This is a genomic window from Paenibacillus contaminans (assembly GCF_003285015.1).
Taxonomy (GTDB): domain Bacteria; phylum Bacillota; class Bacilli; order Paenibacillales; family NBRC-103111; genus Paenibacillus_V; species Paenibacillus_V contaminans.
Genome location: NZ_QMFB01000019.1, coordinates 156,762 through 183,313, shown reverse-complemented (window position 1 = coordinate 183,313; position 26,552 = coordinate 156,762). Strand labels below are relative to the sequence as shown.

Below are 26,552 nucleotides of genomic sequence, written 5' to 3'. Positions count from 1 at the left end.
TGTCGCATTTTTTGTACCCGCTACTGGAACTCACTGAAAAATCATTAGTTTGTCAGTGGCCTCCTATCGGGTGGAGATGGAAGCTTCTTTATATGCTGATTTACTCGCTAGGCGGTGGTAAACCATGCAGAACTGTAAATCATACAAAATCGTAAACCATGCAGAACCGGCTTCTGTTCTGCTATGCAGCATGCAACCCCTGTTTCGATCCCGTTACAAAGCCGCTTTCTCCAGCTCTTTCTGTTGCTGCTCCATCGCTTCCGTCCGTGCCCGATCACGCTCAAGAATCGGCTTCAAATACTTCCCAGTATACGAACCTTCCACTCGTACGACTTGCTCCGGAGTTCCCGTAGCGATAATCGAGCCGCCGCGACTGCCTCCCTCAGGTCCCAAATCGATCAAATAATCAGCCGTCTTGATGACATCGAGATTATGCTCGATGACGAGCACAGTCTCGCCGTTATCCACGAGTCTGTGAAGCACCCGGAGCAGCCGATCGATATCGTCGATGTGCAGCCCTGTCGTCGGCTCGTCGAGAATATAAATCGACTTGCCGGTGCTGCGCCGGTACAACTCGGCCGCAAGCTTCACGCGCTGCGCTTCGCCTCCCGAAAGCGTCGTCGCCGGTTGGCCGATTTTCATATAGCCGAGTCCGACATCGAACAGCGATTGCAGCTTGCGGTGTACGCGAGGAATGTTCTTGAAAAATTCGCATGCATCCTCGATCGTTAGTTCGAGCACTTCGGCGATATTTTTGCTTTTGTACTTCACTTCAAGCGTTTCGCGGTTATAACGTTTGCCCTTGCACACCTCGCATGGAACGTAAACGTCCGGCAAGAAATGCATTTCGATCCGAATGATGCCGTCGCCGCGGCAAGCTTCGCATCTTCCGCCCTTCACGTTAAAGCTGAAGCGTCCCTTCTTATAACCGCGCACTTTGGCTTCGGTCGTCGTTGCGAACACATCGCGAATATCGTCGAACACGCCAGTATATGTCGCCGGGTTGGAACGCGGCGTACGGCCGATCGGCGATTGATCGATATCGATTACCTTCTCGACATGCTCCAATCCCAGCATTTGCTTGTACTCGCCGGGACGCGTCTTCGCACCGTTCAACTCGCGCGCCAATGTTTTATACAAAATCTCGTTGATCAGCGTACTCTTGCCGGATCCGGAAACGCCCGTCACGCAGGAGAACACGCCAAGCGGCACCTTCAGGTTAACGTTGCGCAGGTTGTTCTCCTTAGCTCCTTTAACCTCCAGCCATTTGCCGTTCGTCTTGCGTCGCTCGGCAGCGACCGGAATGAACTTCCGTCCGCTCAAATATTGTCCGGTCAGCGAATTTTCATCGGCCATCACTTCTTGAGGCGTTCCTTGAGCGATGATCTGACCGCCGTGTATGCCGGCGCCCGGTCCGATGTCGATAATGTAATCGGCCGCAAGCATCGTATCCTCGTCATGCTCGACGACAATAAGCGTATTGCCCAGATCGCGCATATGCTCAAGCGTACGGATAAGCCTGTCGTTATCGCGCTGGTGCAATCCGATGCTCGGCTCGTCCAAAATATACAGGACGCCCATCAAGCTCGAGCCGACCTGCGTAGCAAGCCGGATCCGCTGCGCTTCCCCGCCGGACAGCGTTCCCGCTGCGCGGCTTAGCGACAAGTAATCCAAGCCTACGTTTACGAGGAAGCCGAGCCTCGACTTGATTTCCCTCAAGATTAAATGGCCGATCGCCAATTCTTTCTCATTCAAGGACAATCCTTCGAAAAACTGCTGCGCGTCCCCAATCGACAGATCGGTCGCATACGCAATGTTCCGGCTGTTGATCGTAACGGCAAGACTTTCCGGTTTCAAGCGCTGTCCTTTGCAGCGACCGCATGGCTTCGCGCTCATGTACGCCTCAATATACTCCCGAATGCCGTCCGAACCGGTATCCCGATAACGGCGCTCCAAATTTCTGACGATGCCCTCAAACGGCACTAGCGCTTCTTTCGATTGTCCGAAATCGTTCTCGTAGCGAAAACGCACTTTTTCGCCGCCGGTACCGTACATCAATATCTTCATCTGCTCGGCCGTAAACTCCTTGACCGGCACATCGCGCGGAATTTGATAATGCGCGCAGACGGATGCAAGAAACTGCGGGTAGTAGTTCGAAGTGCTTCCGGCCCAAGCCTCGAAGGCGCCTTCCTCGATCGTCTGCTCCGGATTCGGCACGAGCAGATCGGGATCGACGATCATTTTGACGCCCAAACCGTCGCAGTCCGGACATGCACCGAACGGGCTGTTAAACGAGAACATCCGCGGAGCCAGCTCGTCGATGCTGAAGCCGCATTCCGGACACGCGAGGTTTTGGCTGAACAAAAGCTCTTCGTGATCCATTACGTCAACGATGACGCGTCCGTTCGCGAGCTTCAACGCCGTCTCAAGCGAATCGGCGAGACGCGCGTGCACGTCGTCTTTCACGACGATGCGGTCGACAACCACCTCGATCGAATGTTTCTTGTTTTTCTCGAGTTCGATTTTATCGGACAGGTCGTGGATTTCTCCGTTCACGCGCACCCGTACGAAGCCCTGCTTGTGAACATCGGCAAGCAGCTTGCTATGCTCGCCCTTGCGCCCGGAAACAAGCGGCGCCAAAATTTGCAGCTTCGTCCGCTCCGGGTATTCCATAATACGGTCGACCATCTGCTCGACCGTTTGCGATGTGATTTCGATGCCGTGATCCGGACAATGCGGCCGTCCTATACGCGCGAACAACAGCCGCAAGTAATCGTATATTTCGGTTACGGTACCGACAGTCGAACGCGGGTTGCGGCTTGTCGTCTTCTGGTCGATCGAAATGGCCGGCGATAAGCCGTCGATCGAATCGACATCCGGCTTATCCATTTGGCCCAAAAACTGCCGCGCATACGCCGACAGAGATTCTACATACCGGCGCTGTCCTTCCGCATAGATCGTATCGAACGCCAGCGAGGATTTGCCTGAACCGCTAAGCCCGGTCAGCACGACGAAACGGTCCCGCGGGATCGTCACGTCGATATTTTTAAGATTGTGAGCCCTAGCTCCCTTGATGACGATGCTTTCGGTTGCCACTTGCGTTTCCCCATCCTTTCGGTGTTCCCACATGTAAATCTTATAAATAGCGCCCGTTAATCCTGCGCTTTCAACTCCATAATGGCGTCACGCAGCTCGGCTGCACGCTCGAACTGCAAATTTTTCGCGGCTTCCTTCATCTCCGACTGCAAACGCTCGATCAGGGAAGCCCGATCCTTCTTCGACATCTTGCCTTGCTTGACATCCGTCAAATAGTCCGCCTTCTGCTCGGCCACTTTGGTCGCCTCAATCACGTCGCGAACCTTCTTCTGAATCGTTGTCGGCGTAATGCCGTGCTGTTCGTTGAAGCCTTCCTGGATCGTTCGGCGGCGGCGCGTTTCGGATATCGCTTTGTCCATCGAATCGGTTACTTTGTCGGCGTACATGATTACGCGTCCATCCGCATTCCGCGCCGCGCGCCCAATCGTTTGAATAAGCGAGCGCTCCGCCCGCAGAAAGCCTTCCTTATCGGCATCGAGAATAGCGACAAGCGACACCTCCGGCAAATCGAGCCCTTCTCTCAGGAGGTTGATCCCGACGAGCACATGGAATACGCCTAGCCGCAAATCGCGTAAAATTTGCAAACGCTCGAGCGTCTTTATGTCAGAGTGCAAATAACGCACTTTAATTCCGACTTCCTTCAAATAGTCCGTTAAATCCTCGGCCATCTTCTTGGTCAGCGTCGTAACGAGGACGCGCTCGTCTTTCGCGATGCGGTCGTTGATTTCGCCGAGCAAATCATCGATCTGCCCCTTCGTCGGACGCACCTCGATAATCGGATCGAGCAAGCCGGTCGGCCGGATGATCTGCTCCACCATTTCCGGACAATGCTCCAGCTCATACGGTCCCGGGGTCGCCGATACGTAAATCGCTTGGGTCATCTTCTCTTCGAATTCCTCGAATCGAAGCGGACGGTTATCCAGCGCGGAGGGCAGCCGGAAGCCATGCTCGACAAGCATTTCTTTGCGTGCCCTGTCGCCCTTATACATCGCGCGGACCTGCGGAAGCGACACGTGCGATTCGTCTACGACATACAGCATATCGTCCGGGAAGTAATCCAGAAGCGTATAAGGCGTTGCGCCCCGTTCGCGGAAGGTAAGCGGACCCGAATAATTCTCGATGCCCGAGCAGAAGCCCATCTCCAGCATCATCTCGATGTCGTACCGGGTACGCTGCTCCAGCCGCTGCGCCTCCAGAAGCTTATTCGCCTCGCGCAGCTCAACGAGACGTTCTTCGAGCTCACGCTCGATATTGACGATCGCCCGTTTCATCGTCTCCTCCCGGGTGACGAAGTGAGAAGCCGGGAAGATCGCGACATGCTCGCGTTCGCCGATAATTTCGCCGGTCAGCACGTTGATTTCCGTCATGCGCTCGATCTCGTCGCCGAACAGCTCGACCCGGATCGCGTGCTCGCTGCCCGATGCAGGAAAGATTTCTACAACATCGCCCCGCACGCGGAACGTCCCCCGTACGAAATTTATATCGTTCCGCTGGTATTGGATATCCACGAGACGGTGCAGAAGCTCGTTCCGCGACCGCTCCATGCCGACGCGCAGAGAAAGGACGAGCTCGCCGTATTCTTTAGGAGAACCGAGGCCGTAAATGCACGAAACGCTCGCTACGATGATGACGTCGCGGCGCTCGAACAACGAGCTGGTCGCCGAGTGGCGGAGCTTGTCGATCTCGTCGTTGATGCTGGAATCCTTCTCAATGTAAGTGTCGGTGGATGGAATGTATGCTTCCGGCTGGAAGTAGTCGTAGTAACTGACGAAGTATTCGACGGCGTTGTTCGGAAAAAATTCTTTGAATTCGCTGTGCAGCTGCGCCGCCAGCGTCTTGTTGTGGGCCATTACAAGCGTCGGCCGGTTCAGCTGCGCGATAACGTTGGCAATCGTGTACGTTTTGCCGGTGCCGGTCGCTCCGAGAAGCGCCTGATGCATGCTGCCGCTTTGAACGCGGCGGACTAGCTCTTCGATCGCCTTCGGCTGATCGCCCTGAGGCGCAAAATTGGAAACCAGCTCAAATTTTCTGCGGTTAAGCTCAATATCGCTCATGCATCCCCCACCCATTAACTATTGTAGACCCCATTCAAAAACCTCTTGAATTCAGAGGCTGATTTATTTATGCATGCCATAGACGGACATGGAAATCATTGTTCGCCACCGGACACGTTCGTATACCCTGACACCCTGTGTTCGATACGATACAAGCACGAATCGCCTTATCGACGGCCCCGTATACAACCGTTCGCAAGGAAACGCTCTAAACTTTCCCTATGCACGTTCCGATATAAAGTTATATGAAATCAGCAGCATGATCGCGACAAGAATAAACGGACCAACCGTCCCAAACGCTTTCGCAATAACATAAATCCTTGAACGAGTCGCGTTTGCCGGGAAACGGAGCAATCAGTTTCCGACGTTTCAAAAAAAACGTCAGCCGCTCCCGCTTATTTCCGAGTTCCATGCAGTACTGAAAACCATTAAATGACAACGGATAGGAATGTCTGTTCCCGTTTTCATTATACCGCGTTTGCAACCTTCTTGCAAACGAAGTTGGCTTCCTTTCTTCTCCAGTAAAGATATTTTTTTATGACGAATCAGGGGTGGAATGACGTGGACATTACAACACTATTAGGCATTATTTTCGGCCTTGCCGCTTTAATAGGCGGCTACATATGGGACGGCGGACATTTGAGCGCCCTGTTCGTTCCCAGCGCCATGCTGATCGTATTCGGCGGGACGTTCGGCGCTGTCGCCGTATCCTTTCCGCTGTCGCGTCTCAAAGAGCTGCCGAAAGCGTTCGCTATGGCCTTCAAGGAATCCAAACGCAATCCGAACCAAATTATCGATGAAATTGTAGATATGGCGACGATAGCGAGACGCGAAGGCGTGCTTGCGCTGGAGCAAAGGGCGCAGGAGCACCCGAACGCTTTTCTGAAGGAAGGCCTGATGATGGTCGTCGACGGCACCGATCCGGAGTTGACCCGTCAAATCTTGGAGCTGGAGATGGATGCGTTAGAGCACCATCATGAAGGCTATGCCAAAGTGTTCGAATCGGCAGGCGCTTATGCTCCGACAATGGGTATTATCGGTACCGTTATGGGTCTCATTCACGTTCTCGGCAACCTGGCAGATCCCGAAGCGCTCGGCCCGGCGATCGCAGTTGCGTTCTCGGCTACGCTTTACGGCGTCAGCAGTGCGAACGTTCTTTATTTGCCGATCGCGAGCAAAATCAAAATCCGCAGCAAAGAGCAAATTTCCGAAATGGAATTGATGCTGGAAGGCATTCTGGCGCTGCAAGCAGGCGAAAATCCACAGCTGATCAAGAAAAAGCTGACCTCCTTCCTCCATCAGGACAAGACGAAGAATAACAATGCTCCGGAAGCAGGTGGAGATAATGGCGAGGAGAAATAAAGGAAAGCACGCCGAGCACGAAAACCATGAGCGCTGGCTGATCACCTATGCCGACTTGATTACCCTGCTGCTCATCTTCTTCGTCATCATGTACGCGATGAGCAAAGTCGATAAAGCGAAATTCGACGTTCTGGCGCAGACGCTCCAGTTCCAGTTTAAAAATTCGGACGCGATGCTGCCAAGCGGATCAGGCGTCATCGGAAGCGTCGACATCGGACGGGGAACGAACGGAAGCGAACCGAATAAGAGCGACTCGACGGAAGAAACCGAAGAACAGAAGCAAAAGCGCGAGGAACAAGAGAAGAAGGAGCAGGAGCTTCAGGACCTGCTGCAAAAGATCAATCAATACGTCAACGAAAACCAGCTGCAAAACCAGGTATTCGTTGCCGATACGCAGCGGGGCATAGCCGTTACGCTTAACGATTTATTTCTGTTCGATCTGGGTAAAGCGGATCTAAAAGCCGGCGCTTTCCCTATCCTGGACAAGTTGTCCAGCTTGTTCCTGACGCTGGAAGCCAAAATCAGCATCGAAGGACACACGGATAATCTCCCGCTGGCCACAGGCTCGGCTTTCAAGGATAATCTCGGTTTATCCTTCGAACGATCGGCATCCGTTTCGCGGTACTTTACCGATAAATCCAAGCTGCCTGCCGACATGTTCATTTCCGCTGCTTTTGCGGATACGAGGCCCGTAGCCCCCAACGATACCGCCGAGAACCGGCAGAAAAACCGCCGCGTCGAAATCGTCGTGCTCCGGGAAACTCCGCAAGGATAAACGGCTTCGCCGTCCTTTAAGGGCAGCAAGCCCCATGAACTGCCGGAAGGCAAATTCATGGGGCTTTTCTTTATTCTAGCTGTTACATAGACTCCGTCTGATCGTTTTTGCGCAGTCCTTTCCACCGTGACAGGAAGAAGGCGGCAACCGTCAGCTCCCGCTGCTTCTCGCCTACATAATATCTGGCATCGCTATCCGGACACAGAATGAGACCGAGCTGATGGTGATCGCCCGCATACAACGCCCGGCTCACGAACTTGTTCTGCCCGGCCCCGTTGACCACCTCAAGCCGGCAAAATGCCGAGCTTAAACGCATCGCTTGATGCAGCTGCTCCTTCGTCTGCACTTTCTCGCCGTTCACTTTATAAATCGTCTCGCCCGGCTCCAAGCCCATGACGGCGGCAGGGCTGTTCGGCAGAACGGCTAATATTTTCAATCCGTTCCGCTCATGAACGAACAGCGGCCGATGGTTGGATTCCTCTCGTCTGCTGACCCAAATCAGCGCCTCATGCAGCACGATCCCGAGGATAGCGGCAACTGGAACAAGCAGGGGCACATATTCGCTCGCGACCGCGAGCAGGAGAATAATGGTACCGTAAATATACAATCTTCCGCTTGTTCTCTCCGTTTTATGCTTGGGCAGGAATGCGACGGTTCTCTCCGTAAAACCGATCAAAGCGGGCATAGCCATCAACGTCCAGCCGGCAGCCGCCGCATCGCCGTAGAAGAACGGCGTCCATGGCAGCGTCAGCCCCCCGGGAGCAGGAATAAGCAAGAAGAGCGGTACCGGCCAGAAGCCATGCAGATGATAACCTCCGATCAGCTTGCCCCGCTTGCCCTCGAAGAACAGCGGGCTGGACAATCGCTGCCCCTGCCAGCGGACAAGCATACCTTCAAGCAGGTGCAATACGGCCACGAGCGCAAAAAGCGAAGGCATATCCGCTTCCACGACCGCTGTCTTCAGCCATCCCATACCGTTTATGTCGCGAAGCGACGGAATAAGCTCGTATAATCCCTGAAGCAGCCCTAATGCCCCGACTGCGTATGCCAAGCAGGCAAGCCGAGCTCTTACCAGCATAAGTACAGCGGTTATCCCCCACAGCAGCAGTACCGTCTCCGGCTGCAATCTCGCCCCGATCACAGCCATGACGAGGGAAGCCGCGATACCCGCCAGCCAGCCGGACAGTACCGCACGCCACGTTTCCCCAAGCATCCCATGCAGCTTGACGTGAAAAAGTTTTCGTTCGAGCGCCATCTGCCTGCGATACTGCAGCAAAATCAGCAGCAAGCCGATATAATAAAGCGGATTCAGCAGCAGCTGAAGCAAAGCTTCGGCCAACTGTTTAAGCCAATCCATGCTTAAATTCATCCATCCGCCTCCTCACAAGCATGAAAAATAAAAGAAGAAGGCCCGACTTCCGCAGCCTTCTTCTTCTATTTCGACGCGCCTGCAGCAATATCCTGCCGGGGAATCGCGCTTTCCAGCGTTCCCCTTACTTTTTGTTCCAATAGCCGTATGCCTCGTTCGCCTGAGCTTCCGCTATTTGCCCGACAGCTTATCCTGCATATGCTTCACGGCCGCGCTAAGCTGCAAATCGTGCTTCCCTTCTTTGATGAAGGCGATCGTTTCCTGCTCCAGCTTATCCATCGTCTTCTCGTCGACTTCGCCGGTTGCCGTCAGGCCGTGCTGTTGTTGGAACGATTTGACCGCACGCATCGTTTTGTCGCTAAAGTAACCGTCCGTCCGGTCTGCCGGAAAACCAAGCGCCGCCAGCATCGTCTGCAGCGTCTTGACATCTTCGCCGGTCGTATCGAACTTCAGCGTCGTCTTCCTCGAGAATGGCGCCACAGTGTAAATCGCAGGCTGCTCCACCTTCATATCCGGCTCGACGCCCTTCTTATTGATCCAATTGCCGTTCGGCGTCAGCCATTTGTAAACGGTCATTTTGATGTTGCTGCCGTCGCCCATCTCTTTGGAGAACGTGACCTGCACGGTCCCTTTGCCGTACGACGTCTCGCCGATAATTTTGCTGCCGGGAACGACTTCCTTGAAAACGCCCGCCAAAATTTCCGACGCGCTGGCACTGCCGTTATTGATAAGCACGGCGACCGGATATTTTTTCGGCGGATTCGGATTTTCGGACACCTTCGTATCCTTCTGTCCGATTTTATTCTCAACTTGTATAAGCGGCTTGCCTTTCTCGACGAAAGGCTGGACGATATCGAGCACGACGTCGAGCAAACCGCCCGGGTCGTTCCGCACGTCGATGACAAGCCCCTTCATCCCTTGGTTCTCCAGCTTTTCTAGCTCCTCTTTAAACCGCGTGCCGGTATTGAGAGAGAACTGGCGGATCTCGATCTTGCCGATGCCGTCACTCATCATCTCCGCGTACACGGTCTCCACGGAAATCGCATCGCGCACCACGATAACCTCGATCGGCTCTGCCGCCCCGGAACGAACGACGCCAAGCTTCGCTTGCGTCCCTTTTTGCCCGCGGATTTTCATGACCGCCTGGTTAAGCGTAAGTCCGTCCAGCTTTTCGCTGTTGACGGTTACAATAACGTCTCCCGTGCGCAGCCCCGCCTTCTCGGCAGGCGATCCTTTGATCGGCGACATGATCGTCACCTTGCCGTCAACCATCGAAACCTCCGCGCCGACTCCCTCAAAGGAAGAGGAGATCGATTCGTCGAATTGCTTCGCTTCCTTCTGATCCATGTAGCTCGTATACGGGTCGTCCAACACGGCCAGCATGCCGTTGATTGCGCCGTTCACCACTTTATCGTGCTCGACCTCGGAGACGTAATTTTTCTGGATCAGATCGAATGTTTTGGAAATCTTCTTCACATCGGCATCCGACAACCCGGCGCCCGCTTTCGACCCCGCCGTTCCCGACGGCGCTCCCGCCGACCCAGAGATTTCCTGAGAAAACGCCGGAGACTTCACAATCGTCAAAGTCAGAATGCTGCTGGCAAACATCGATAGCAAAATAAATGCAAGTACAGTCCGTCCCTTAAACGCCAAAACGCTTCCACCACCTTTACCGGCTTGCCCACGCAATAGTATATGACAAGCCCGTATGGTTTATTATTGTCGAAAAGCCGAATTATTTCAAATATGGCATCGGGTCGGTCGCTTCCTGATTCAGCCGCACCTCAAAATGCAGATGGTTTCCGGTAGAATCCCCCGTCGAGCCTACTTCGGCGATTTTTTGCCCGCGTTTGACGTGATCCCCAACTTTTACGTTAATGCCGCCTTCCCGGATGTGACCGTACCATGTCCACATGCCGTTGCCGTGATTGATCACAACCGTATTGCCGTAACCCGACGTCCAATCGGCAATCAGCACGTCGCCTTCCTCCGCCGCAATAATCGATGTTCCTCTTGGCGCAGCGATATCGACGCCCTTGTGCAGCTTGCGGATTTTTTTGATCGGATCGATCCGGTAACCGAAGTTGTCGGAGATCGTGCCGCCGCCGCCCTGAATCGGCCAGCCCAGCTTGCCGCCCGAATATTTCGGAGCCGGCGTCGCCGGTTTTTTATTCAGCTTCTCTTGCTCCTTGCGCTTCTCGTCGATAATTTTCTGCTGGCGAAGCGCGAGCTCCTTGACCGCCTGCTCCTGCTCCTCGCTGATTTCTTCCGCAGCCTCTTCCTGCTTGGCCAGCGAAGCGATCATGACCTGCTTCTGCTTCTCCTGCGTCAGCAGCTTCTGCTTCACCGCTTCTTCCTCGGCCTCGAGCGCAGTCACTTGCGCCAGCTGGACTTTCTGCTGCTCCTCTTTGGCCGCAATAATCTGCCGGTCGGCTTTGTTTGCCTCCAGGATCGTTTTGTCCTGGCCGACGACGTTCTGGAGCGCATAAAACCGGTCAAGAAAGTCCGAAAAGCTCGTCGCGCTAAGGATGACGTCCAAATACGAAACCGAGCCGTTCATATACATGAGACGAACGCGCGATTTGAGCAGCCTGTCCCGCTCCGCCACCCGGTCGTCCGCTTGCTGCAGCTCCACGGCGGTCCGGTCGAGATCCTCTATGGCCGTCAACTTCTGCATTTTGATTTCGTTCAGCTTTTTGGCATGATCGTCGATATCTTTGCGAACTTCTTCAAGGTTTTTCGTTTCCGCAGCCTTCTGGGTTTTCAGACTATCCGCGGCACGCTCGGCTTCCTGAATTTTCTTCTTGGCCTCAGCCGTTTTTTTCTCGATCGCCTTCAGCTCGTTGTTCAAGTCTTGAAGCCTGTCCGCATAACCGATCACCGGCGCCAAAGCGGCGCCGAGCAGCGTTACTCCAACAATCAGCGACAATACACGTTTATTCAAATCGGATCCTCCTATTGGCAAATACTTTCGAAGTGCGCTTCCTCAGAACCGCTTTAGCATAATCCCCCTGCCGATAACGGACTTTCTGCCTCTCTACACCTTCAAATACTTGCGAACGGAAATCGTGCTTCCCCAAACGCCGATCACGATGCCGATCCCGATAAGCAGTCCGGCAATCGGATAGCTGATCTCCTCAAACGGCTTCAGCTGCATCATGAACGAGCTCATTTCAAACTTGCCGTTGTTCAGCAGCTCCCAGTAACCGTAAGTCATTATACCGGCTGGAATAACCGACCCGATCAAGCCCAGCAGCACGCCTTCAATGAAAAAAGGCCAGCGGATAAAGCTGTTGGTCGCACCGACCAGCTTCATGATCCGAATTTCGCGGTTGCGCGCCATGATCGTCAGCTTGATCGTGTTCGAAATAAGGAACATCGCGGTGAGTGCCAAGCAGCCGACAAGCACAAGTCCTACGTTCCGGATAGCCGACGTAATCTTGAACATCGTTTCGACCGTCCCTTGGCCGTAGCTGACTTTGACGATCGGCTTCACCGATTTGCCGTCGTTCAACTCCGAAATGTTGGCGGCTACCTGCGCTACGGTCCGCGGCTCGGCAACCTCGATGGTGAACGAATCGTTGAGCGGGTTGTTATCCCCGTCGAGCCCTTCCAAGTACGCTTTGCCGGTCTCCCCCATCCGCTCCCGCATCAGGACGAGCCCTTCCGCTTTGGATACGAAGGTCACTTTGCTGACTTCCGGCATGGCGCCGATACTGCTATTGATTTCCGCAACCGTTTCCTCCGGCGTATTGACATCGAGGAACACGCGAATTTCCACTTGCTTCTCGATTTGCTGCGCCAAGTAGTTTACGTTTAAGGCCAATATAAGGAAAACACCGAGAATAAACAGCGATATTGCGATGGAGCTGATCGACGCGAAAGACATCCAGCCGTTGCGGATTACATTTTTACCGCCTTCGCGAAAGTGACGGCCCAACGTGCTAATCTTCATAGCCGTACTCTCCTTTAGCCTCGTCGCGCGCGATTTGCCCTTTCTCGATGGCGAGTACCCGCTTGCGTATCGTGTTGACGATTTCTTTGTTGTGCGTGGCCATGATGATCGTCGTCCCCCGGTAGTTGATTTCTTCGAGCAGCTTCATAATGCCCCAAGACGTTTCGGGGTCAAGGTTACCGGTCGGCTCGTCCGCGATAATGACCGCCGGATTGTTGACGATCGCTCTCGCGATCGCTACCCGCTGTTGTTCGCCGCCCGAAAGCTGGGTTGGAAGCGATTCCGCTTTGGACGACAGCTTGACCAGCTCCAGAACCTCCATCGTGCGTTTCTTGATCAGTTTTTTGGGCGATTCGATAACTTCCATGGCGAATGCGATATTTTCAAAAACCGTCAGCTTGGGCAGCAGCCTGAAGTCTTGGAAAATAACGCCGATATTGCGACGTACGAACGGAATTTTCCGCTGCTTCAGCTTGCCGAGGTTAAACCCGTTGACGAAAATTTGCCCTTTGGTCGGCTTTTCTTCCCGGTATATCATTTTCATGAACGTCGATTTGCCGGCGCCCGACGGTCCGACCACATAAAGGAACTCGTTGCGGTCGACTTTCAGGTTCATTCCACGGATCGCATGCGTCCCGTCGGCATACGTCTTCCATACATCCTGCATTTCTATCATTCAATCACATCCCAGTTTATTGACACACCGGCCTCAGCCGGATCAGCGTCTATTTTTATGTACGGCGTCCGATAGTCCGTTCGTTCGATCGACTCCCTAAGGATCCGTCGAGTTTTGCTTTCTGCACGCAAGTTTTCCATTCCGTCCCGAGCTCCCGCCAGCCCGCCTCTGCCTGTGTCCGATGTCGAAAAATGGGCCGTCCGGTCGTACCTTATACACTTCGACACGAACGGTCAAATTCCTTTACGTACCCGACAAATTGCCACAAAATCGAAACATTCTGCGACGATCCGGACAAGCCTCGAAATTACGCGATTTAGCGGCTGAAACAATAACCTTTGCGTCGTTCCGGAAAGACGAGCATGAATCCGCATGTCCCCGTCATACATTTGTAGTACAGGCTGACCACGAAGGAAGGGGATGGCGTTATTGAAACGATTGCTTATCGGAGGTATCGTGCTTGGCGTGTTGGCAGCGGCCGGCGGCGCTGCGTCCTTGGCGGTCTATGCCACCCGCCAGACGGTACCGGCCGGCGTCATCGTGTCCGGCTGGCATGCGGAGGGCGTGTCTCTCCAAGGCTTTCGCGCCAAGCTGGAGGATGCCGTTTTGCTTCTCGCACGGCAGCAAGTCCGGCTGAAGGCCGAGCCGGCAGGCGGAGTGGCAACTTCGCTTACTCTGGAACAGCTGGGCCTGCGAAGCAATGCCGACGAAATCATCGCGCAGATGGAAGCGCTGAAGTCAGGCTCGCTTTGGCAGCGCGCGCAATTGCGCAAGAAACTAACGAACCGCGCGCTGGGATTGCAAATTACTTTCGATAAAGAGGTGCTGCAGCGAACGGTGGACCAGACATGGATCGCGCTGCAAAAAAGCGAGCCGGTCAACGCGTTGCGTATCATATCTCCGCAAGATGAAGTACGGATCGATCCCGGCAGGAACGGATACCGGATCGATACGGAGGAGCTGCTGCGGCAGCTGGACGGGCGTTTTCCTCCGAAGGATTGGATGCTCGGGATACTGCAGGCGCCGATTCCGCTTACGCTTCCGCTTCTTGCAATCAAACCCGCCGTCACCGAAGAGACGCTGAAAGCGCAAGGCATCACGCGGAAAATAGCGGAGTTTTCCACCGTTTTTCCGGCAAGCGGGGAGGGGCGCATCCACAACGTTTCCTCCGCAGCCCAAACGGTTCACGATATGCTGCTTCCGCCGGACGGTATTTTCGATTACAGCAAGATCATCCAGGAAACCGAAAAAAAGTTCGGCTTTCAAGAAGCGCCGGTCATTCTGAACGGGAAGCTCGTCCCGGGCGTAGGCGGGGGCATCTGCCAAGTATCTTCGACACTGTATAACGCGGTGCTGCTGGGCGGACTACAGATCGTCGAACGGCGCAACCATTCGCTTCCCGTAAGCTACGTCACGCCGGGACTCGACGCCACCTATGCCGACGGTTACATCAACTTCAAATTCAAAAACAATACGGGCCATCACCTGCTCATCCGCACCTCGATGGACAACGGCCGCCTTACCGTCAAGCTGTTCGGCCAAACGCCGAGCGACATCACGTACGAGGTCGTGACCAAGACGATCCGCGAGCTTCCGGCGCCGAACAAATATGTCCAGAACCCGACGCTGCGCAAAGGCAAAAAGGTGACGCTCCAGCAAGGAAAGCCCGGGCTCATCGTGGAAACGTACCGCGTCAAAAAGCAAAACGGAAACGTCGTCTCTACCGACCTCGTCTCCCGCGATGCCTATGCGCCGCAGCCTACGCTGATCGCCGTGAACGGCGACGAATCGAAGCTGGGCGACGACACGGCGCCCGCCCCCTCCGTTATCGAGGACGGTGTACGCGGGCCGAATTTCCGCTAAGCGAGCGCTGTCGATTTCACATTTGACTTCACGCCGACGCGCACCGGTTACCCTTGCAGCCTTAAACGCCTCCGCCTCCCGCGGGGGTTTTTGGCAGTCTCAGGAGACATACTCTTCACTGATTGTTCGACTTCCCGGTAAACGTGCCTTCGTAAGCATATGCTTACGAAGGCGCTTTCTTTGAAAGCGTTTAGGACGATGAAGCCGTTTTACGAAAATGCGCGATTGTGCGCCGAGTTTTCATCATAATCTGTGACCCGAAGGGTCATGAACGTTTATTCTTGCATGTGCCGGTACCGGCCGAAGTCACATGACCGCAGTTACTTGGTCACTATGACCGTTTTCATGTATGGTTGTAGCAACAAGAACAAAAGAAGGGATTTCCAAATGAACAAAGACGATTTCTTACGAGGTCTCGAGCTGCGGTTAAGAGGGCTGCCGGAAGACGAGCAGCGCCGTATTCAATATGTTTATGAGGAGCTGTTCCGGCAAGCCGAGGCGAACGGCAAAAGCGAGCGGGAAATCATCGAGTGGCTCAGCCAGCCGAACCGCGGTCCGGAGTGGATGACCTCTCAGGCGCCGCCGATGTACGAAAGCTATCCGACGCCGCCGCAAGACAACACGGCTAAATCGATGCTGATCAGCGTGGCGCTGGGTTTCTTCAATTTGATATTCGTGCTGGCGCCTTTCTTGGCAATATGCGGGGTGTTATTCTCTTTCTCGCTCGTTTCGCTCATCTTGATTGCCAGTCCCATTTTCATAATGATTGGTACCGGCTTTGAGCAAACGAACACGATTTTGCTGGTCGAGCTGTTCGGTTCCCTTGTGCTGGTCGGACTCGGTTTGCTTTTCGGATCGGCTATGCTGGCCATTGTGCCGCGCTTTTCCCGCTTGGTCCGCACCTATATTCGAGCCAACAAACGGCTCATTAAGGGAGAATAGAACGTATGCGCTTTCCACTCAAAACTTTCACTTTTATCGGCATCGCGTTCATAGCGATTGGGACGGTCGGTCTCGCCTGGCTGTACCAGGAAACGGACGGTTTCGCCCAGGAGAGAAGCGAGTTCAAACATGAAAAAACGATCGATGCTGCCGCCATTCAACATATATCTGTAAAAGCCGACTACGCGGAAGTCGTCCTCCTGCCCGGCAAGGACAGCGATATACACGTTTCGTTCCAAGGCAGCGCGCTCAACTCGATGGAAAAGCAAGTCAGCTTTAAGGCCGAAACGCAGCCGTCCGATACGGCAGTCATCGAAGCGCTGATCCACAAAAAGTTTCAGACCGGAATCGATATTCCGCAAATATTCGATTTGATAAACGGCAATCTCCGCCCCAAGCTCGAAATAACGGTACCCGACAAAATGTACCGGTCGCTTCAAGTCAAAGGCGACATCGGAAGCGTTCGAATCGAAGGGCTGCAGGCACAAACAGCGAAACTCAGCACGGATGTCGGCACGCTTTCGGTAGACGGCTTCAAGAGCGATTCGTTCAAAGCCTCGACGGATACGGGCGCTATGAACATCAAGGACGTCAGCGGCGCTGTCGAGCTTGAAAGCGGGATTGGAGCGATCCATTTATCACTGAGCGAATTTAACCAGGATGCCGTCGTTTACAGCGATATCGGCGGGATCAGCGTAAAGCTGCCGCGGACCGACGCGATGCGGGTGGATATTAAGAGCGAAATCGGCGCATCCACCGTCAATCTTCCCGATATGGTGTTTACGAGCAACGACAATCACAATATCCAAGGCACGATCGGCGACAAAAACAAAGGACCGCTGCTCAAAATACGCTCGGATATCGGCGGCGTCTCGGTAGGTCTTCGGTAGAATTAGGAACTGCATTTGCGGGGGCTATCCATTTAGCTTCTCCTACAGGCTGCATAACGGACGACTCCCGCCTGTTCCAATCCACCGGTTAAAGCAGGCTTAACGAGGACAAGAGCCTTTTTATGACTACAGCCGCTTCGGCCCGGGTTGCCTTGTCTTTAGGAACAAACCGATTCTCCTCTCTGCCGTTGATGATGCCTAAGTGAACGGCTGCGCGAATGTCTGCTCTGGCCCACTCGCTTGCTTCCTCCATATCCGCAAAGATCGGCAAATCGCCTTCAAGGCTTTGCCCTGTTGCAGCCCCCGCCACATAGGCGCTCGCCCTCGCCATCATCACGGCCATGTCTTCCCTTGCGATCTTTTGCTCCGGAGCGAAGCTCGTTTCCGTCACGCCCTGAATAACGCCTGCAGCAAAGGCGCTGCGGACCGCTTCGTTATACCAGGAACCGGGAGAAACATCGGTGAACGGATTCTGCTTCGCGTCCGTTTGGATATGCAGCGCTCTCGCGAGCAACGCAGTAAACTGCGCTCTGGTTACATGTGCTTCCGGCACAAAATGATCTTCGTCCATTCCTTCTATAACGCCCTTCGCAGCGAGTAATTCGATATCTTCTCTGGCCCAATGCCCCTCCAAATCCACAAATTTCCTGGCAGCAACCACGGAAACGCTCTCGTCTATGGCGTAGGTTTGCGCGGCCAAGCGGGAGTCGATCGTTTTGAAAGCTTTCCATGTGACAGTAGAAGCCCCGTATTTCCTGATCTTAAATGTTAGCGTACCAATGAGAAGATCTCCGTTTTCTCCGGCTACGTTGCCGATTTTGGTATGAGCGAGGACGATCTCGTTGCCCTTGACAACAGGCGAAACGGAAAACCCCTCCAGCCCGGATTTGGCTTCCACAAGCTCCAGCATACCGGAATCGAAAGCCAGGCTCGCCTCATAACCGTATAAATCGTTCATATTGTTGCCGCTCATGGTTATCGTCACTTTTCCATCAACCGGGTTGGCTGCGGTCAACAGAATAGACGGGGCTGACTGCGCATAAGCGCTAATCGGAAGCAACATCAGGAAACAAACCAGCAGAAGCAGCTGAGAAATGATTACTCTGCGATTCATAACAACATCCTTTCCTTATACTTTCGGTCAAGGATAAACGGCTTCGCTGTCCTGAACGCTTTCGAAGAAAGCGACTTCGTAAGCATAAGCTCGGACAAGCGCGTTTACCGTTGAAATATAAGCACTTGTTATGTGAAACATATACAGTCTTATATTTAAAAAAAAGGAAGGGGGCCTCCCCCTTCCCTCTTCACATTCCGCTATTCAAGGATCTTCTTGGCAACCGCCGCGAGGTCCAGAATATCGATTCTGCCGTCTCCGTTAATATCCGCTTTCTTCACTTGTGCCCAATCCGGACTGCTTCTGTCTTTGCCGTAATTCGCAGCCACGAACGCCAAATCGCCTATGCTCACTTTACCGTCCTGATTGATATCCGGATTTCTTCCGCCAGCGCCGTCTGCCGTTACCGTAATTGTGACGGACGATGCCTTTGCTTGAACTTCGTTTGTTTGCTCATCGCTCAACAAGGCGCTTGTAATCGAAATGACGCTTGAAGCCGTTTGCAAAACATCCTTCGCCCGGAATGTAAGCTCGATCACTTGCGCATTGCCGGTAACGACGTGCTGCGGACCTTGACTGGCTACAATCAAACGAAGCTTGCCGGCAGGCTCCTTGACGGTCTCGACAATCGCGACCCCTTCGATTAGCGATCTTGCGGATACAAGCTCGATGACGCCTGGGTCGTATTCCAGGTTGATGTCTTGACCGTAAACGGCCCGACTTACATCGCTGACTCCGTAGCTAACCTTGAATTCCGTTTCGGCTGAAACGGTACTGACAGGGGCAGTCAGTGTGCTTTTCTCCGTAAGGTCCGAAACCTTCATTCTATACAGCTTATGCGTATCAGAAGAATAGCCTGTAAAGTATATGTTTCCGTCCGATGCTATCGTATGGTAAGTCATCGTTATCGAGGTCTTGTCGTATTCCAATGTAAAAGGATTAATGATGGTGAAGTAACCGTTTACATTGGTATAAAGCATGCCGTCCTCTCCAAAAATAAGATGGGCTACGGTAGGCAGCGTTTTGGTACTGGAAACCCTGTCAACGACGATTGCTTTCACGGTTTCGAGCGTTACCGGGTCCAAAGCGAAAACGACGCCTGATGAGATGCCCCACAAATTCCCGTCCGGCCCAAACTCAATATCCCCTATAAAGGTAAGCGGAACATCCACGCCTGCCATTTTGGGCGCAACCTCTTTAACGACTTGCCTTGAAGCCATATCAAAGATAAATACTTTCGCCTCCGTTTGAGTAGGATTCGCGCCTCCATATATGCTGGTGGCTCCATATACCTTGCCATCCTTATAGGCCAATCCTTCTACGCTCTGATCGGGAATTACATTTTTGTAGAGTTGGCTTTCGCCTGTTGCAGGATCATATATGGCAAGTCCCCCTCCTAGAAAACCTGCCCGAGGAAAGGTCCCCATTACAATCTTGCCGTCCGCGTCTTCAATATCAAAAATTCTATCCTGAAGCTCCGTTCCGAAGGAAGTCAGTTGCTTTGGATTCGCGGGTCCGATCGGTTGTTCCAAATCTAATTGACTTAATACCGCTTGCGTATACAAACCTAAGTAGATTTTGTTTCCTATTCGCTTGATTGTCTCCGTTTGTGTAGTTGCAAACTCCTGCTTGCTCTCGGTTTCCGTGTCGTAGATGATACCTTTGTCAAGCATATATCCGCCCATAATAAGCTTGTTGCCAGGTCCCGCTTCAAGATCCTGTATGTGGATTCCATTAGCAGGAAAGTTCGATTCCTGCAGGAACTCTGCTTTTTGGGCCGCCAGGTTAAACGCCAACACTTTTCCTTGCTGAACCGTTACAAGAGATTTACCCGGTAAATCCGGCCTGTTTTGAAGCTCTACCCATCCGCCCCCTGTATAGTTTCCATAATACCGTATTCCTGTATCTTCCGTTTCGAACGTTGTCAGATCAACCGAATATAATGCATTTGTCGTTCCGTCACTCGGGAGACCGCCCAGCAAGTAAACCTTTCCATCGAGCTTTGGAGACACATAATGTCCGAAGGATCTGTAAAACGCTTTCACCCATTTGCCCTGGTTAAGATCATATACACACATGTAATACATACCGTTTGATGCTTTTATCTGAGCGAAAACAAGATGGTCCACTTTACTCATCATGTAGTAGGAAATAGGTGTGAAGCCTGCCGGAAGCTCCGGAAGCTCCGAAGCGTTCGGATTGGGGATCGGCGTCTTCTCGCCTGTTTCGACATTTATTTTGACAAACATACTGTTCTGATCCTGCCCGCCTGCATAAAGGAATCCCTCATGGTATACCATGGACATGACGTACTTTTGTCCGGGAAAGATCGTTCCGAAATCCGTCATTTCATCTGTAACAGGATTGTATTTGATTACTTTGGCGCTGGGGAAAGTTCCGAAATACACATTGTCATTCTCATCAATGTTTAAGCCGTATGTAGCGGTTTCTCCTGGAACGAGCCCGCTTTGCTTTATTTGCTTGGTGACTGGCGAATACTGATAGACCCTTACATAGCCATGAGGGAGCATGTAAACATTCCCCTTGCTGTCTATTTTATGGCTCCATGAGTTCTTTACACCTGGAAGCTCGAATGTACGCTCTGCGGTATGGGTATCCAGATTATACACAATGAACTTGGCATCAGGCTTTCCGCTCATAGTCGTATAGAGCATGTTATGTCCGTCTTCCGTTCCAAGCGCCGTATTGAGCAGAAGTGTCTGTGTAAGAGGTTCACCCAGGAATTCGGGTCCGTCTATTATTTTACTATTCGGCGATCCCGGCCCATCTGCCCAAGCAGGTGTTAGCGTTCCAAATACGATCATCAGAAAAGCCATCATCGAGATTGCCCATCTCCACGCTCGTCTTCTCATATTTGTTTTCCTCCTGGTACGGGTTCGTTTGTATTCGAAACGTCGATTCTATACAACCGGGAGTAGTCCGTATAATACAGGTTTCCGTCCTTGCCTATTTCAAAGTGCGTTGCCCTTCCCCCAATAATCTTGTAATCGAGACTATGGATATCAAACACGGCCATGGTGTCGTTCGCATTGATATACATAAGCCCGTCATGCCCCCAACGGATACATATAGGAACCAATCTTATTCCTTCCACCGTCCAATCATACCCATTGATATTACGATATTTCATAATTTCCAGCGTCTCGGGGTCCATAGCAAAAACAAATCCTTTCGATACCGCCCATAACAGACCGTCAGGCCCAAAAGAAATATCTCCTATATGCATCAGGTGATCCTGGAAATCAGGAAACTTCGGCGTTACTTCCGCTACTTTTTGACTTTTGGCAAGATCAAAAACGAATATTTTGGCATCTCTCTCGATAGGATCAATACCGAGCCCGCCCCATATACAGGTCGATGCATATATTTTCCCATCACGGTACGCAAGTGAAATGACACTATGGTTTGGAACAATATTTCGATATACCGCCCAGGTATCGCCGACCGGATCGAATATCGTCAATGCTCCTCCAAGTTCGCCATAAGTTGGAACAGACGATATGACAACCTTGCCTTCCGCTTCAATGACCTTAAAAGGTCTGTCTTGTTTTTCCCCGATTTTCCTCAAAAACCTGGGGTTATTGCCCGTATCGATAGGCAGCTTGGGATCAAACTCATGTACTTGGGCTTGTGTATAAATACCGAAATACACTTTGTCGCCGCAAGTCCCCATTCCTTCGATCTGTCCGATCGGGAATATTCGGTAGTCCCCTGTTGCAACATCAAAAACGGCGCCATGCGTCCCCATATAACCCCCGAAGATGATATGTCCATCCGGGTCCGTGCCCATAGCCCTTATTTCAATCGGCTGATCTGTAAAGTCGGCATTTTCCAGCACGGTTACTTCTTTCTTTTGCAAATTGAGCAGAACAGGCTTCCCCAGGTCGTAATTTACAGTTACATACGTATTGCCCGGGTACTTCTCCTGATCCTTCATCCGGACCCAGTTTCCGCCCATGATGTAATTTGCATAATCCATACCCGTCTCTTCAATTTCACATGTAGCAAGATCAAATGACTTTACCCTTTTCTCCAGGATCAAGTAAACCTTGCCGTCGAGCTTGGGTGATACATGATGTCCAAATGCCTTATCCAGAACAAAGTCTAACCATCGTCCTTGCTCCAAATCATATACCAGCATGACATAGGTACCGTCAAACAGCTTCGTATGGGCAAAAAGATAGTGCTCAACGAGAGTCATCATATAATAGCAGCGAACCTGGGTTTCATCAAACACACCTGAAATACTTGGGTTTTTAAGCCGCTCCTTCTCTCCCGACTTTACATTCACTTTATAAAAGCTTGTACTTGCAGAGTTGCCTCCGACGTAAAGGAAACCCTTGTAATAGACCATGGACATGGCATATTTTTCACCCTCAATGACTGTGCCAAGGTCATAAAAGCGCTTTTCCTTTACATCGTATTTGACAATTTTGGCGTTTGGAAATGTTCCCACATATACGTTGCGTTCCTCATCAAAACAAATGTGGTAGAGTGCAGACTCACCCAGCACATACCCCAGGCTTTCCACTTCCTTGGATATTGGCGAATACCTATAGAGCCTGCCTGTTGCCTGCGTGGCAAAGTATACATTGCCCTCGGCGTCAATTTTATGTGTCCAGCAAGTATGGGTATCTTCTGAAAGCGGGAAGGAACGTACAACACGACATGCATCGATGTCAAATACGTTAAAAACCGGCGGTCTCCCCGTCTGTAAGGTATACAGCATATTTTGACCATCCTCTATACCTACAGCACAATTTAATAGAAAGGTCTCTTTCAGCGGATACCCCATAAATTCGGGAGCCCCATACCGAGAATGATTAATCATTTGGTCAACCTCCTGCATAATGAATAATGTCGAATCCGGTTTCGCTCAAAAACTAGCTGTTTTTGCCTTTCAGCCATCTGTCATAAATAGCTTGCTTAATGGCGGTAAGTTCATCGAGTTTCATTTTCTTCAAGCTTTCCACATATTTATCGAAATTTTGAATCGGTTCATCGCCGGTAATAAACTTTGTCATCATCTGTTCCACATACGTATTAATATCCGTTTCTATTATGGTAGCCTTTTCGCCCTCTTCCTTCGTATACCTTGCTGTTGTAGGGAAATACGACTTCATATAAGGCTCCTGGCGTTTTTGAACTCCCTTGACCTTCATCTCCATGAGTGGGGAACCGGAAGGATACGGCATAAATTCCAAATAGCTAGGCATATACGAACTTACGGAAACTTTCTTATTGATATCCTGAAAACTCGTAACAGGACTCTTGAATTTGTAGGTCTTCTTTTCCGGATCCGCATATTCCCAATGCTCGTTCTCCATTCCGACAAATAAAGCGGTTCCGCTCAGACCCTGTACCGCTTCGTCACTCTTGGCATACCACGTATCAATCCAGCGCATTGTAGCTTCCGGATATTTATTCTTGTCTGTAATGGCCGCTCTGCCTGTATAAATGGGGCTGTAAGCTCTCGCAACCTTTTTGCTGTTAAATGGAGACGTAATAGGCTCGAGAGAATCCTGCAATTCGGTGGTTTCCGGCGGAAGTACGGTTGGCGATGTATTATATACGCCCACTATGCCGCTTTTCACTTTGGCGAGATGCTGTTGAGCAGTCTGGGTGAGAAATTCATGGTCGATCAGATTTTCCTTATAGAGCTTGTTCATATAGGCAAGATATTCTTTGAACTCTGGAAGGATTGGCGTAAAAACAACCTTATCGTCCTTAACATCGAATACAGGTCCGCCGGAAAGTCCTGTAAACGCCGGTAAAATGAACTGATTCATGGCTTCAAAGCGATAGCTGGACCATGGAATTTCATCTGCTTTGCCATTTTGGTTCGGGTCTTTCTCTTTGAAGGCTTTCAGCAACAAGTATAAATCATCCGTATTCTGCGGCATGGTCATGCCTACTCGGTTCATCCACTCGGCATTAAAAAAGCTCACATGCGGATTCAACGTACTGGTCTGAACATAATAAGGCAAGGCATAGATGTTTCCATCCGTTGCCGTTATCGCTGCCTTTAACTCTTTATTTTCCTCCATACGCTTTTTTAAGTTGGGCGCATATTTATCGATCAAAGGTTTCAGGTTAATGAACGTGCCTTGCTTCCCGTAAACCTCCTCGTCATTTACAGATATGCTACGGAAGAAGACATCCGGATACTCTCCGCTGGCAAGGGCAAGGTTCTTTTTCTCCTCATAAGTCGACTGCTCAGCCAGTTGAAAATCAAAATGAATATTCGTCAGCTCTTCCGCCTTCTTGAACAGCTCCAGGTCGTTCCATTCCGTTCCCCCCGGATCCTTTAACCCCATCGCCTTAATCGTGATTTTGTCCTTCGCAATCGGAAATCCTGTTGCGTTCATATAGCTGGCAGCCTTATCTTCCTTTTCGGCAGGCTTCTCAGCTTCTTTCGCCGGTTCGCTGCTGCATGCAGCAATAATTGACATCGTGCTTCCGAGCGCCATTAGCAGGGCAACTTTCTTTTTCATTCCAATACTCCTCTTCTTTATTAGAGATTAACCTTTCAATGAGCCTACCATTACGCCTTTTACAAAATACTTTTGAATAAACGGATACGCCAGCATAACCGGTAAAGTGGAGACGATGATTAACGCATATTTGGTTTGTTCTGCGATCCGTAGTTCTTTACCAAGCGCCTCCGAATCGCTGGAACCGATCAGAAGCATTTGAGCATTGAATTCACTCTTCACAAGAATTTCCCGCAGTATAAGCTGGAGCGGAAACAACTCCTTGTCTGAGAGGTATACTAAAGCTGAAAAGTAGTTGTTCCAATGACTCACTCCGAAGAACAAGGCCATGACGGCTATAATGGCCGAGGATAGAGGAAGCACGATGGAAAAAAACAATCTAAAGTCGGTACACCCATCAATGACAGCCGCTTCTCTTAATTCATCCGGGATGTTCGTCTGGAAATACGTTCTGCATATCACGATATACCATATTGATGTTGCTCCAGGCAGCAGCATGGACCAAATCGTGTTAAGGATACCTATATCTTTCATCAACAGATAGGTTGGAATAAGCCCTCCGCTGAAAAACATAGTAGCCATAAAAATAATGATGATGACCTTTTTGCCGACAAAATCCTTTCTTGACAGAGAGTACGCTGCAGGTATGGTCACTGCAAGGTTTATTAATGTCCCTGCCAGCGTATAGAAAATTGTCATTTTATAACCCGTCCATATACGTGAATCTTTAAACACATTGGCGTACCCTTCAAAAGAGATTCCTTTAGGCAATAAAATCATCCTGCCGGAATTGACCAAATCGGGATCACTGATCGAAGCGCTTATAACAAACACCAGCGGATATAAAGTGGCTATTAGTATGCCCGACAGTAGAACCGTATTGATCGCTACAAAAATTTGATCCAGCTTTGTTTCCCTCATCGCATTCATAATTGTCTCCCACGCTTATCACCAAAGACTGGTTTTGCTTACGACTCTTGAGATTTTATTGACTAACAGCATAAGCGATAAATTAATCAGGGTATTGAATAAACCTATCGCCGCTGAAAAACTGTACTGTGCCTTAAGGAGTCCTACTTTATAAACATAGGTAGATATGACTTCCGACGCCTCCAGGTTCAAGGGATTTTGCAGCAGATAAACCTTTTCAAACCCTACATTCATGATTCCGCCGGCATCAAGTATAAGGATAATAACCATGGTTGGAATCAGGCTGGGAATGTTAATGTAAATAATCCTTTGCATTCTGGTAGCGCCATCTACGATTGCCGCTTCATGCAGTTGAGGATCAATCCCGGCCAAAGCTGCAAGATAAATAATGGATCCCCAGCCTACATTTTGCCATATCCCGGAAAACACATAAATATCATTGAAATAGCTGGCCTTCTCAAGAAACGGAATTTTTGCGATACCCGCATGTTCAAATAATTGATTGACTATACCATTAGGACTTAAGTACATGATAATCATGCCTGCCATTACAACCATAGATATAAAATGGGGAGCGTAGGTTACATTTTGTACAAGTTTTTTAAAGAACTTTCCTTTTACTTCGTTCAGCATCAATGCCAGTATGACAGGAGCAGGAAATCCTGCAATCAGCGTGTATAACGATATGGAAACCGTATTTTTAATAACAGTATCGAACGCGTGTGAACCAAAAAACATGCTGAAGTGTTTAAGGCCTACCCATGGACTCCCCCATATCCCTTTGGCCGGAATAAAATCCTTGAACGCAATCTGTACTCCATACATCGGGCCATAACAGAAAATAATAAAATAAAGAAATGCCGGTAGAATAAAGACATAAAGCCTCCACCCCCTGATCATCCCCTTTATAGATCGGTTGTTCCAAATCGCTCTGCCGATACTTTGTCTATAAAGGGGCATTCTGCTCAACATTTAATCACTCCTCTCGCTTTATTTACGCGCAGCCATAAA

18 protein-coding genes are annotated in these 26,552 nt (G+C 51.1%); 5 read left to right on the top strand and 13 right to left on the bottom strand.

The genetic code is table 11. The annotated features are described in order from the left end of the window. Positions 1–213 precede the first annotated feature (213 nt). Together uvrA and uvrB are read right to left on the bottom strand one after the other, a co-directional pair. A complete protein-coding gene (gene uvrA / locus DQG23_RS27725) occupies positions 214–3,096 on the bottom strand; it encodes an excinuclease ABC subunit UvrA (protein ID WP_113034287.1) in 2,883 nt (960 codons plus the stop codon). 56 nt (positions 3,097–3,152) lie between these two features. Beyond that, on the bottom strand, positions 3,153–5,150 hold the full coding sequence (gene uvrB / locus DQG23_RS27720) for an excinuclease ABC subunit UvrB (protein WP_113034286.1): 1,998 nt from the start codon (positions 5,148–5,150) through the stop codon (positions 3,153–3,155). 561 nt (positions 5,151–5,711) lie between these two features. Here uvrB and DQG23_RS27710 point away from each other — a divergent pair. Then, on the top strand, positions 5,712–6,512 hold the full coding sequence (locus DQG23_RS27710; protein WP_113034284.1) for a flagellar motor protein: 801 nt from the start codon (positions 5,712–5,714) through the stop codon (positions 6,510–6,512). After that, the gene (locus DQG23_RS27705) at positions 6,496–7,287 is read left to right on the top strand and encodes an OmpA/MotB family protein (RefSeq protein ID WP_113034283.1); all 792 of its coding nucleotides are present in this window, start codon (positions 6,496–6,498) and stop codon (positions 7,285–7,287) included. Before DQG23_RS27710 ends, DQG23_RS27705 begins: the two co-directional genes overlap by 17 nt. Positions 7,288–7,369: 82 nt before the next feature. On the opposite strand, the gene DQG23_RS27700 is transcribed toward DQG23_RS27705, so the two are convergent. From DQG23_RS27700 to ftsE, 5 genes are all read right to left on the bottom strand, one after another. Continuing rightward, the gene (locus DQG23_RS27700; RefSeq protein ID WP_192894646.1) at positions 7,370–8,656 is read right to left on the bottom strand and encodes a PDZ domain-containing protein; all 1,287 of its coding nucleotides are present in this window, start codon (positions 8,654–8,656) and stop codon (positions 7,370–7,372) included. Positions 8,657–8,827: 171 nt separating this feature from the next. Beyond that, positions 8,828–10,309, bottom strand: a complete 1,482-nt coding sequence (locus DQG23_RS27695) for a S41 family peptidase (protein WP_113034282.1) — start codon at positions 10,307–10,309, stop codon at positions 8,828–8,830. 82 nt (positions 10,310–10,391) lie between these two features. After that, positions 10,392–11,600: a murein hydrolase activator EnvC family protein gene (locus DQG23_RS27690; protein WP_113034281.1), complete on the bottom strand. Its 1,209-nt coding sequence runs from the start codon at positions 11,598–11,600 to the stop codon at positions 10,392–10,394. A gap of 93 nt (positions 11,601–11,693) precedes the next feature. Then, positions 11,694–12,611 (bottom strand): permease-like cell division protein FtsX, encoded by a 918-nt coding sequence (gene ftsX / locus DQG23_RS27685; RefSeq protein ID WP_113034280.1) that lies wholly within the window; start codon positions 12,609–12,611, stop codon positions 11,694–11,696. Continuing rightward, positions 12,601–13,287, bottom strand: coding sequence for a cell division ATP-binding protein FtsE (gene ftsE, locus DQG23_RS27680; protein ID WP_113034279.1), 687 nt, complete (start codon positions 13,285–13,287; stop codon positions 12,601–12,603). The genes ftsX and ftsE overlap by 11 nt, the downstream gene beginning before the upstream one ends. Positions 13,288–13,716: 429 nt before the next feature. Here ftsE and DQG23_RS27675 point away from each other — a divergent pair, with 429 nt between their 5' ends. The 3 genes from DQG23_RS27675 (at position 13,717) to DQG23_RS27665 (ending at position 16,982) form a co-directional block, all read left to right on the top strand. Continuing rightward, a complete protein-coding gene (locus tag DQG23_RS27675) occupies positions 13,717–15,150 on the top strand; it encodes a VanW family protein (RefSeq protein ID WP_158560722.1) in 1,434 nt (477 codons plus the stop codon). Positions 15,151–15,537: 387 nt separating this feature from the next. Continuing rightward, positions 15,538–16,092, top strand: a complete 555-nt coding sequence (locus DQG23_RS27670) for an HAAS signaling domain-containing protein (protein ID WP_158560721.1) — start codon at positions 15,538–15,540, stop codon at positions 16,090–16,092. A 5-nt stretch (positions 16,093–16,097) separates the two neighbouring features. Next, positions 16,098–16,982, top strand: a complete 885-nt coding sequence (locus tag DQG23_RS27665; RefSeq protein ID WP_113034276.1) for a DUF4097 family beta strand repeat-containing protein — start codon at positions 16,098–16,100, stop codon at positions 16,980–16,982. A gap of 88 nt (positions 16,983–17,070) precedes the next feature. Here DQG23_RS27665 and DQG23_RS27660 read toward each other — a convergent pair whose 3' ends face one another. The 6 genes from DQG23_RS27660 to DQG23_RS27635 form a co-directional block, all read right to left on the bottom strand. Beyond that, positions 17,071–18,096 carry an S-layer homology domain-containing protein gene (locus tag DQG23_RS27660; RefSeq protein ID WP_113034275.1) on the bottom strand — a complete coding sequence of 342 codons (1,026 nt, stop codon included), beginning with the start codon at positions 18,094–18,096 and terminating at the stop codon, positions 17,071–17,073. 200 nt (positions 18,097–18,296) lie between these two features. Beyond that, entirely contained in the window at positions 18,297–20,969 is a 2,673-nt protein-coding gene (locus DQG23_RS27655; protein ID WP_113034274.1) for a cohesin domain-containing protein, read from the bottom strand. Beyond that, on the bottom strand, positions 20,966–22,948 hold the full coding sequence (locus DQG23_RS27650; RefSeq protein ID WP_113034273.1) for an NHL repeat-containing protein: 1,983 nt from the start codon (positions 22,946–22,948) through the stop codon (positions 20,966–20,968). Before DQG23_RS27650 ends, DQG23_RS27655 begins: the two co-directional genes overlap by 4 nt. 52 nt (positions 22,949–23,000) lie before the next feature. Beyond that, the gene (locus DQG23_RS27645; RefSeq protein WP_113034272.1) at positions 23,001–24,611 is read right to left on the bottom strand and encodes an extracellular solute-binding protein; all 1,611 of its coding nucleotides are present in this window, start codon (positions 24,609–24,611) and stop codon (positions 23,001–23,003) included. Between the two features lie 27 nt (positions 24,612–24,638). Then, complete coding sequence (locus DQG23_RS27640; RefSeq protein ID WP_113034271.1) at positions 24,639–25,544, bottom strand: carbohydrate ABC transporter permease; 906 nt, start codon at positions 25,542–25,544, stop codon at positions 24,639–24,641. Between the two features lie 15 nt (positions 25,545–25,559). Continuing rightward, complete coding sequence (locus DQG23_RS27635; protein ID WP_238178060.1) at positions 25,560–26,501, bottom strand: ABC transporter permease; 942 nt, start codon at positions 26,499–26,501, stop codon at positions 25,560–25,562. Positions 26,502–26,552 lie beyond the last annotated feature (51 nt).

Excerpts from the sequence above, each read along its gene's own strand:
- uvrB (WP_113034286.1), bottom strand. The coding sequence starts at position 5,150 with ATGAGCGATATTGAGCTTAACCGCAGAAAATTTGAGCTGGTTTCCAAT.
- DQG23_RS27705 (WP_113034283.1), top strand. The coding sequence starts at position 6,496 with ATGGCGAGGAGAAATAAAGGAAAGCACGCCGAGCACGAAAACCATGAG.
- DQG23_RS27700 (WP_192894646.1), bottom strand. The coding sequence starts at position 8,656 with ATGAATTTAAGCATGGATTGGCTTAAACAGTTGGCCGAAGCTTTGCTT.
- ftsX (WP_113034280.1), bottom strand. The coding sequence starts at position 12,611 with ATGAAGATTAGCACGTTGGGCCGTCACTTTCGCGAAGGCGGTAAAAAT.
- ftsE (WP_113034279.1), bottom strand. The coding sequence starts at position 13,287 with ATGATAGAAATGCAGGATGTATGGAAGACGTATGCCGACGGGACGCAT.
- DQG23_RS27670 (WP_158560721.1), top strand. The coding sequence starts at position 15,538 with ATGAACAAAGACGATTTCTTACGAGGTCTCGAGCTGCGGTTAAGAGGG.
- DQG23_RS27665 (WP_113034276.1), top strand. The coding sequence starts at position 16,098 with ATGCGCTTTCCACTCAAAACTTTCACTTTTATCGGCATCGCGTTCATA.
- DQG23_RS27660 (WP_113034275.1), bottom strand. The coding sequence starts at position 18,096 with ATGAATCGCAGAGTAATCATTTCTCAGCTGCTTCTGCTGGTTTGTTTC.
- DQG23_RS27655 (WP_113034274.1), bottom strand. The coding sequence starts at position 20,969 with ATGAGAAGACGAGCGTGGAGATGGGCAATCTCGATGATGGCTTTTCTG.
- DQG23_RS27650 (WP_113034273.1), bottom strand. The coding sequence starts at position 22,948 with ATGATTAATCATTCTCGGTATGGGGCTCCCGAATTTATGGGGTATCCG.
- DQG23_RS27645 (WP_113034272.1), bottom strand. The coding sequence starts at position 24,611 with ATGAAAAAGAAAGTTGCCCTGCTAATGGCGCTCGGAAGCACGATGTCA.
- DQG23_RS27635 (WP_238178060.1), bottom strand. The coding sequence starts at position 26,501 with ATGCCCCTTTATAGACAAAGTATCGGCAGAGCGATTTGGAACAACCGA.